The organism is Pseudomonas sp. V88_4 (genome assembly GCF_029967985.1).
GTDB lineage: Bacteria > Pseudomonadota > Gammaproteobacteria > Pseudomonadales > Pseudomonadaceae > Aquipseudomonas > Aquipseudomonas glycinae.
Genome location: NZ_JASCAF010000038.1, coordinates 75,010 through 83,867, shown reverse-complemented (window position 1 = coordinate 83,867; position 8,858 = coordinate 75,010). Strand labels below are relative to the sequence as shown.

The 8,858-nt window shown below is 60.7% G+C and carries 6 protein-coding genes; 3 read left to right on the top strand and 3 right to left on the bottom strand.

Going from position 1 to position 8,858, the window contains the following annotated elements:
- Nucleotides 1-153 precede the first annotated feature (153 nt).
- The 3 genes from QLG12_RS14890 to QLG12_RS14880 are packed head-to-tail and all read left to right on the top strand — an operon-like array spanning nt 154 to nt 3,719.
- Nucleotides 154-813, top strand: a complete 660-nt coding sequence (locus QLG12_RS14890) for a paraquat-inducible protein A (protein WP_197868358.1) — start codon at nt 154-156, stop codon at nt 811-813.
- Complete coding sequence (locus tag QLG12_RS14885; protein ID WP_007951771.1) at nt 800-1,423, top strand: paraquat-inducible protein A; 624 nt, start codon at nt 800-802, stop codon at nt 1,421-1,423. Before QLG12_RS14890 ends, QLG12_RS14885 begins: the two co-directional genes overlap by 14 nt.
- Nucleotides 1,416-3,719, top strand: coding sequence for an MlaD family protein (locus QLG12_RS14880; protein WP_197868359.1), 2,304 nt, complete (start codon nt 1,416-1,418; stop codon nt 3,717-3,719). Before QLG12_RS14885 ends, QLG12_RS14880 begins: the two co-directional genes overlap by 8 nt.
- A 214-nt stretch (nt 3,720-3,933) precedes the next feature.
- On the opposite strand, the gene mksF is transcribed toward QLG12_RS14880, so the two are convergent.
- The 3 genes from mksF to mksB are packed head-to-tail and all read right to left on the bottom strand — an operon-like array spanning nt 3,934 to nt 8,742.
- The gene (gene mksF / locus QLG12_RS14875; RefSeq protein ID WP_282474796.1) at nt 3,934-6,774 is read right to left on the bottom strand and encodes an Mks condensin complex protein MksF; all 2,841 of its coding nucleotides are present in this window, start codon (nt 6,772-6,774) and stop codon (nt 3,934-3,936) included.
- Nucleotides 6,771-7,472: an Mks condensin complex protein MksE gene (gene mksE / locus QLG12_RS14870; protein WP_011335946.1), complete on the bottom strand. Its 702-nt coding sequence runs from the start codon at nt 7,470-7,472 to the stop codon at nt 6,771-6,773. The genes mksF and mksE overlap by 4 nt, the downstream gene beginning before the upstream one ends.
- A complete protein-coding gene (gene mksB, locus QLG12_RS14865) occupies nt 7,462-8,742 on the bottom strand; it encodes an Mks condensin complex protein MksB (RefSeq protein ID WP_282474795.1) in 1,281 nt (426 codons plus the stop codon). The genes mksE and mksB overlap by 11 nt, the downstream gene beginning before the upstream one ends.
- Nucleotides 8,743-8,858 lie beyond the last annotated feature (116 nt).

The following is an 8,858-nucleotide window of genomic DNA, read 5'->3' as shown; positions in this document are numbered from 1 at the left end:
AAGATTAAATTCCGAAACCCCAATTGCGAAAGCAGTTGGGGTTTTGTTTTGCCCGAAGGAAAGTTTTTGCTCGCGTCAGCGAACAAATTTGCACAGTTATTTTCGAATCAGAACACTAGAATAGATCCCAACTTTTTCGGAGCCAGAGCCCTTATGTCAGATTCGGTTGACGCCCCCGGGCTGTCAGATTTACCGCTGGATGACTTGGTGGCCTGTCATGAGTGCGATCTGCTGATGCGCAAGCCCAAGCTTGCTCACGGCGAAAAAGCCCTCTGCCCACGCTGCGGTTACGAACTCTACGCTCATCGTCATAACGTGGTGCAGCGCAGTCTTGCCTTGGTCATTGCCGCGCTGTTGCTCTACGTACCGGCGAACTTTTTACCCATCATGCAGCTCAATGTTCTCGGGCAATCGTCGCAGGATACGGTCTGGAGCGGTGTAGTCGGTCTGTTCAATACCGATATGCGCGGTGTCTCAGTCGTCGTATTCCTGTGCAGCATGGCAATTCCCCTGCTGAAACTGCTGTGTCAGTTGGTCGTGTTGCTGACCATCCGTTTCAACATTGGTCGTAGCTACGGCCTGCTGCTCTACCGCATTTATCACCACCTCAAAGACTGGGGCATGCTTGAGGTTTACCTCATGGGCGTCCTGGTCGCGATCGTCAAACTGGCGGATATGGCGGCTATTACCGTGGGCCTCGGTCTGGCATGTTTCATCGGCTTGTTACTGGTTCAGGTCTGGCTCGAAGTGGTGATGTCACCGCATCAGATCTGGCAGGCGTTATCAGGAGAAGATGCCCATGCGGGCGATTGATGCGGGCATTCTGATCTGTACCGAATGCCACGAACTGAACAGGCAGGATACCGACAGCGATGTGCAGACCTGCACCCGATGCGGTGCGCTGGTTCACGCCCGGCGGCCCAATAGCCTTGCGCGAACCTGGGCGCTGCTGATTACGGCCGCGATTATCTACATCCCGGCCAACGTACTGCCGATCATGACCGTCAGCTCACTGGGCCAGGGTGACCCAAGCACGATCATGTCCGGCGTCATCCAGCTGGTGCAACACGGCATGATTCCAATCGCCGCCGTGGTGTTCATCGCCAGCATCCTGGTGCCGACGTTCAAGCTGGTGGGCATCGCGCTGCTGCTGTTTTCGGTGCAGCGCCGCCAGCCCTTGTCCGCCCGTCAGCGTATCTGGATGTACCGCTTCATCGAGTTCATCGGCCGCTGGTCGATGCTCGATATTTTCGTGATCGCCATTCTGGTGGCGGTCGTCAACTTCGGCCGGCTTGCAAGTGTCGAAGCCAATCTTGGCGCCATCGCCTTCGCCAGTGTGGTGATTCTGACGATGCTCGCCGCTGTCACTTTCGATCCCCGACTGATATGGGATAACACGGAGTCGGACGCCGACCATGACTGATTTGCCTGTAGCGAAAACCCGACCGGCTTCGAACTGGTCTGCCATCTGGGTGCTGCCCCTGATCGCTCTGATTATCGGCGGCTGGCTCGGCTGGCGTGCTTACAACGAAACCGGCATCGAGATTCAGGTGCGGTTTGAAAGCGGTGAAGGCATTCAGGCCAACAAGACCGAAGTGGTCTACAAAGGCATGCCGGTCGGCAAGGTGAAAGCACTCAAGCTCGATGATGAAGGCAACTCCAAAGGTGTCATCGCGACCATCGAGATGAACAAGGATGTCGATCAGTACCTGAAGACCAGCACCCGTTTCTGGCTGGTCAAGCCAAGCGTGACGCTGGCCGGGATCACGGGCCTGGAAACCCTGGTATCGGGTAACTACGTGGCCATCAGCCCCGGCGAAGGCGAGCCGACCCGCAAGTTCAAGGCCCTGGCCGAAGAGCCTCCGCTGTCGGACTCCAAACCCGGTTTGCACCTGACGATCAAGGCTGATCGCCTGGGTTCGCTGAACCGCGGCAGCCCGGTGTTCTACAAGCAGATCAAAGTAGGCCAGATCAAAAGCTACGTGCTGTCGGAAGACCAGAGCACCGTCGAACTCAAGGTATTCATCGAACCGACCTACGCCAAACTGGTGCGCAAACACACCCGTTTCTGGAACGCCAGCGGCATCAGCATCGACGCCAACCTGTCCGGCGTGAAAGTGCGCAGCGAGTCTCTGGCCAGCATCGTCGCCGGTGGTATTGCCTTCGCCACGCCAGAGAACCGCAAGGACAGCCCGCCCACTGATCCAAGCCTGCCGTTCCGTCTCTACGAAGATTTCGATGCAGCCGCCGCCGGCATCCGCGTGAAGGTCAAACTCAGCGATTTCGAAGGCCTGCAAGCCGGGCGCACCCCGGTGATGTACAAGGGCATACAGGTCGGTAACCTGAAAGCGCTGAAAATCGATCCCGACCTGTCCAGCGCGACCGCCGAACTGACTCTCGACCCGCTGGCCGAAGACTATCTGGTGACCGGCACGCAATTCTGGGTGGTCAAACCGTCGATCTCCCTGGCCGGCATTACCGGTCTGGAAGCGCTGGTGAAAGGCAACTACATCGCCGTGCGCCCGGGCGACAAGGGCGGCGCTCCGCAACGTGAATTCGAAGCCCGACCAAAAGCGCCGCCGCTGGATCTGCGCTCACCCGGCCTGCACCTTGTGCTGTTCACCGATACCCTCGGTTCAATCGATGTCGGCAGCCCGATCCTCTACAAGCAGGTCAAGGTCGGTTCGGTGCAGAGTTATCAGTTCTCCAAGACCCGCAAGCAACTGGTGATCGGCGTCCACATCGAGAAGGAATACGAAAACCTGGTCAACGCTTCGACCCGGTTCTGGAACGTCAGCGGCGTCACGCTGACCGGCGGGTTGACCGGTGGGATTCAGGTCAAGAGTGAGTCGTTGCAGACCCTGATGGCCGGCGGCATCGCCTTCGAAACGCCGCAGGCCAAGGCTCCGCTGCAAAAACGCATCCCCCGTTTCCGTCTGTTCGCCAACCATGATGAGGCGAATCAGAAAGGCGCCGTCGTCACCATCAAGGTCGATCGCGCGGACGGTCTGCGCAGCGGCACCCCGGTTCGCTTCAAGGGACTGGACGTCGGCAAGATCGAAAGTGTCGACCTGACCGATGATCTGCAATCGGTCATCCTCACCGCGCGCATCACTGAAGTGCCGGAGAAGATTGCCCGGGTCGGCAGCCAGTTCTGGGTGGTCAAACCGGAATTGGGGCTGATCAAGACCTCGAACCTGGAGACCCTGGTCACCGGCCAGTACATCGAAGTGCAACCGGCAGCCAAGAACCTCGGCCCGCAGAAGAACTTCGTGGCCCTCGCCAATCCGCCGGAAGTCACCAAGCAGGAGGCAGGCTTGAGCCTTGTGTTGAGCGCTGCCCGTCGTGGCTCGCTGAAACCGGGTGTTCCGGTGACTTACCGAGAGATCACCGTGGGCAAAGTCACCGGTTACGAACTGGGCCAGACAGCGGATCGCGTACTGGTACACATCCTGATCGAGCCGAAATACGCCCCGTTAGTGCGCAGCGGCAGTCGCTTCTGGAACACCAGTGGCGTCGGTTTCGACATCGGCCTGTTCAAAGGCGTAACGGTGCGCACGGAGTCGCTTGAGACAGCTATTCAGGGTGGCATTGCCTTCGCCACGCCGGACGGCGAGCAGATGGGCAACCCCGCGCGCGCCGAGCAAACCTTCCCGCTGTTCGACAAGTTCGAAGACGAGTGGCTGACCTGGGCACCGAAAATACCCCTCGGTAAATAATCCGGGAAATATGGGGCGTTGTTGAGGACGCCTTCGCGGGCAAGCCCGCTCCCGCAGGTTTTTGTGTTGAATACAAATTTGTATAAGACATCAATCCCTGTGGGAGCGGGCTTGCCCGCGAAGAGGTCCTGTCATTCAGCACAAAATTCCAAGACATAAAAAAGGGCCGCGATCCAATGGATCGCGGCCCTTTTTTGTGCCCGTCAGTTATGCATCAAACCGCATCCAGCTCCGGCTCGTCAGCTTCGACGTTGATCGTGGCCTTCACCACATCGTGACGACGGATGTACTTCCAGTCCGCTTCGTCGATGTAGATGCCGGCCGGCCCGCTACCGCCTTCCAGGTCGATGGCGACACTGGCGCAGACCTGCGGCTTCACGCTCGCCAGAATCGGCACGAAGCCCAGTTGCAGGCTGGTTTCCAGCAGTGCGGCCTGGTTCTTCTCGTCGATGTCCGCTGCCTCGTCGAGGTAGTACGGCAGGCGCACGCGACCGGCCAGGTCGCGGTCCATCAAGTGCAGCAACAGGTACATGTTGGTCAGCGCCTTGATGGTCATCGTCGTGCCGTTGGACGCCGCGCCGTCGATGTCGGTGTGGATCACCGGCTGGCCGTTGACCTTGGTGATCTCGAACGCCAGTTCGAACAAGTCCTTGAGGCCGAGCTGGTTGTGGTTCGCCGCCACCAGCCGCGCCAGGTATTCCTTGGCTTCTTCGTTCTTGTTGTCCTGTTCCGCACTTTGGCTCAGGTCGAACACCGACAGGGTTTCGCCTTCTTCGTACTGACCGGCGCTGTGGATGATCTGGTCGATGTGCTTGAGCGCTTCCTTGTTCGGCGCAAGGACGATGCGGAAGCTCTGCAGGTTGGACACCTGACGCTTGTTGATCTCGCGGTTGAACAGCGCCAGTTGGTGCTCGAGGCTGTCGTAGTCGCTGCGGATGTTGCGCAGGGTCCGCGCAATATCGGTCACGGCTGCACGACGGGCCTTGCCCAGGGTCAGGGCTTCGTCGGTGCGGTGCGCGTAAGCGTTGATCAGCAACGACAGACGGCGCTCCATGTCGTCTTCGCTGTCGAACTTGGCCACGCCTTTGAGGCGCACCTGCGCGTACAACGCTTCGATCTGGCCATCGGCGCGCAGCAGGCCTTGCCAGCTGTCCTGATAGTCGTTGAGCAGCGGCAGCAGGTTGTCCATCGAATCGTCAACCGGATCCATGAACGGCGTACCGAACGGCAGGTCCGCCGGCAGCAACTGACGGCGACGCAGGGCATCGTCGAGGGTGCGTTGCTTGGCTTCCATATCGGCGATCTGCCGGCCGACCAGTTGCAGCTTGGCCGACAGTTGCTGGACGCGCTCGGTGAACGCGTCACTGGAGCGCTTGAGTTCGTCCTGCGCGGCTTCCATCTGCGCCAGTTGTTCGAGCTTGTCGCCTTCTTCGGCGCTCAGGGTCTGGGTGCGGCGGAAATCTTCCAGCGCTTTCTGCGCATCCAGTACCTGCTGGTACAGCGCTTCGGTCTGGGTCTTGCTCGCGGCGCGGTCGGCGGCCACGGCTTGCTGGGTCTTGAGTTGCTTGAGCTCTTTTTCCAGACGTTCTTTCTGATCGCGCAGCGCGGCACGGTCGGCCAGCGCTTGCAGAGCCGGCGGCTCGATGTGCGAGATGTCGATCGACAGGCCCGGCACTTCGAAACGCTCGCCCTTGAAGCCGTCGAGGATCAGTTCGACCGATTTCACCCACTCGCCGTTCTCGTCGAGGGTGATCCCGTGTTCGCCCAGCGGCAGGCTGAACAGCGCGCTGTTGAACAAGCGCATCAGGCGCTCGACGTCCTGTTGCGAGAACTCTTCGCGCAGGCGGGCGTAGCTGTTGTTGTCGGCGTGATCGAGTTGCTGCTTCACCGACTTCAGGCGTTTTTCCAGATCGCGAAGACGTTCTTCGAGATCCTCGGCACTGAATTGACGGGACTGCGCCAGCGCACCGGCCAGTTCGTCGTGAGCGTCCTTGGCCGCCAGCAGTTGCTGCTCCAGCACTTTGACGTCATCGACCAGGGCGAAGCGGTTCTTCAGAACGGACAACTCGCCGAGCCAGCGCTGGATGCCGGAGATTTCCCGCTCCAGACGCATGAGTTCCTGGGTGCCACCGCGCTGATCGTTTTGCAGATCGTCCTGCTCGCGACGGTAGTGCTCGGCCTGGATGGTCAGCTCTTCCTTGCGCGCCGTGGCGTAGTCCGACCACGTGCCGAGCAACGAGTCGAGCAGCGGCGACAGGCGATGCAGTTTGCCGCGCAGTACATCGCGTTGTTTCACGCCGTTGGACAAGGCTTCGACCAACGGGCCGGCCGCCACCAGCGAGTTGTAGTCCTGTTCCATGCGACGCACGTCGCGGAAGGCTTCTTCGCACGCGGCGATGTAATCTACGCTGCCGGAACGCAGGCTGTGTTCGAACGCATCGAGGAACAGCTGTTTGAGCTTGGCTGCGGTGATTTCGCGCATGTGCAGCAGGTTGATGAACAGCGCGCGGAAGGTCTTCAGGCTCTGCTCGCTGGTGGAGCGCAGCGGGATCAGGGTCAGATCCAGTGGGATCGACGTATGACCGCCAACCAGCAAGCGACGCAGCTCATCCGGCTTGAGTTCGTAGGCTTTCAGGCCTTCTTTCTCAAGGTTGCTGAACAGCTCCTTCTGGCGCAGGCAGGTGTCGTTTTTCTGGTAGTGCGCCAAGTCGAGTTTGCCGGCGTAGGCAAAGAACTGGTGACCGAAACCGCCACCCGGGCCGCGACCGACCACACCGATCACGTGCGGACCGTGGGGCAGGTTCACTTCGACGAGGATGTAGCTGGTGTCGGAGGCAAAGTAGAAGCGCCGGGATTGCTCCAGGCTGTACTTGCCGAAGCTCATGTCCGACATGCGCGCCAGGATCGGGAACTGCAAGGCGTTGATCGAGGCGGATTTACCGAGGTTGTTCGCGCCGTAGACCGACAGCGGTTCTTCCAGCGGGAACAGGCCAAGGCTGTAACCGGCGGTGTTCAAAAGGGCAAAGCGGCGGATGCCGTAGCGTTCCTGGCTCATGCGTCGGACTCCTGTTCTTCGGCAATGGCGCGGGCCAGTGCGTCTTCTTCGCTTTCTTCCTCAAATTCGGAAAGATCGAGCGGGTCGTCGGTGGCGAGGAATTTGGCCTCGGCCTCTTCGTCGATCAGCACCGGTGCCGGCAGCGGCAGAACGCTGTGCACGCTGGCCGCCAGATCGCGGTCCTGCTGAACCGACAGGCAGACGTCGAGGAAGCGGTGCATCGGCGGCAGGAAACGGTACACGCCGTTTTCCTCGCTGGCGAAGCCGAGCTGGGTCATGCGGCGCATGATTTTTTCTTCGAGTTCTTCAACGGTCTGCACTTCGGCCTGGATGAACAGGTCGCGGTACTTTTCCAGCAGCGACGGCAGTTCTTCGCGGCCGAGGCTGCCGCCGTCGAGCACGGCGATCGGGTCGCGGCCCTGATCGGCCAGATGCTCGACCAGGATGAAAGTGAACAGCGCCAGGCGCTGAGCGGTCTTGTTCACCGCCGCTGCGGCCATGTCCGGCACGAAGTAATAGAAACCACGGGTGTCGCAGACCAGTTCGAAGCCCAGTGCCTTGAACAGCGTGCGGTATTGGTCCTGGAAATTCGACAGTTGCGCGTACAGCTCCGGGTCGCGGCGGCTGACGTGGTAACCCTTGAACAGCTCGCGGAAGATCGGCGCGAGTTGCGACAGTTCGGATAGATCAAGATGCATTGGGGATGCTCGCAGAATCCTCGGCGCCGGTGTCGGCGGCCGAGAGCAGGGCGAAGGAGCGCAGGCTGACCTGGTGCTCGTGAGTGTGGTATTCGCGGCGTTCCAGACGCTCGCGCTTGAAGCGTTTTTCCCGCGACAGGCGCGAGAACCAATACAGCAATTCGTCGGTCGCGCCGTCCGGTTCCTGCTCCAGCAGCCAGGTCATCAGATCCGGCATCGGCAGGGATTCTTCGCAGCGGTCGACCATCTCGCGCACGGTGCGCGGTGCGCGCGGGGCATCGCCGGTCTTCTGCGATTTATGCGCCTTGGGGAAACGCGCCGGTTTCGGCTCGAACCGGGCCAGGGCGTAGACGTAGGCTTCGACCTGACTGGCGCTGCCGAGAAAGGTGCTTTGCGGCCGGGTGAACAGCGGCATTGCGGCTTGCGGCACGGCGTCGATGCCTTTGCGGCGGATCGCGGCCAGCGCCAGCGCAGCACCACGGGTCACGGCGTTATGCCGGCGGGCTTCTTCACGCAGCGGCAGCAGCAGCTCGCGGGCGTGACGCAGGGTCAGCTGGGCGCTGGTCTGCATTTCGAGGATGCGCGCATGGGTGCGCAGCAGCATGTCGTCATCGACCAGATGGCCGAGGCGCTGCTGTTCGCTGAGCATCTTCAGCAGCACGGTTTCGACCTTGCGCACGCCTTGTTCGAAGGCGCCGTCGGCGTTCACCAGATCGATCATCGGCTCGACGTATTCGTCCCACGTCGCCAGCACTTCGGCATAACGCTGACGCAGCGGAATCTGCCGGTCGCTGGTCTTGGCCCGCTCGGCCACGGCCACCAGCGCCTGTTCGTCGTTGTCGAGTTTCTTCAGAACGTCGCGCACGCGCATGTCGAGCAGGCGCAGCTGGCGCGCCAGATCATTGCCGTCACGGACGTCGAACGCATCCTGGATATAACCGGCCAGACGCTCGAGGTGACGCAGATAGGCTTCGATTTCCAGGCACAGGCCCAGACGGTGCTCGCGGCGCAGGTAGGCGAGGAAGTCGTGAATCTGCGCGTTCAGCTCGAAACGGTTCGGGCTTTTCGCCACGGGAACCAGAATGTCGAGGCGGATCCACACGTCGAGCAGGCTGGTGATGTCCTGCGGCGTGCTGTCCAGTTGTTGGGCGGCCAGTTGCGTGCGCAGTTCGTTGAGGCTCAGGGTGCCTTGGTCGAAGTGCTCGCACAGTGGCTCCAGAAGTGCCCAGTGTTCAGCGAGGGCGCGCAAGACGCGCTTGGGTTCGATCATCGGAATGGCCGGCTGGTTGGCGATTAAAAGCCGCGATTGTACTGCATCACGAAGGATGCGATTCACTCTCGGGACGGGCTGTCGCTTTTCTTTGCGTCAAGGTATCGGTCCAGACT

What these genes read in the sequence shown, in the direction of transcription:
- QLG12_RS14890 (WP_197868358.1), top strand. Translation starts at nt 154, where the DNA reads ATGTCAGATTCGGTTGACGCCCCCGGGCTGTCAGATTTACCGCTGGAT.
- QLG12_RS14885 (WP_007951771.1), top strand. Translation starts at nt 800, where the DNA reads ATGCGGGCGATTGATGCGGGCATTCTGATCTGTACCGAATGCCACGAA.
- QLG12_RS14880 (WP_197868359.1), top strand. Translation starts at nt 1,416, where the DNA reads ATGACTGATTTGCCTGTAGCGAAAACCCGACCGGCTTCGAACTGGTCT.
- mksF (WP_282474796.1), bottom strand. Translation starts at nt 6,774, where the DNA reads ATGAGCCAGGAACGCTACGGCATCCGCCGCTTTGCCCTTTTGAACACC.
- mksE (WP_011335946.1), bottom strand. Translation starts at nt 7,472, where the DNA reads ATGCATCTTGATCTATCCGAACTGTCGCAACTCGCGCCGATCTTCCGC.
- mksB (WP_282474795.1), bottom strand. Translation starts at nt 8,742, where the DNA reads ATGATCGAACCCAAGCGCGTCTTGCGCGCCCTCGCTGAACACTGGGCA.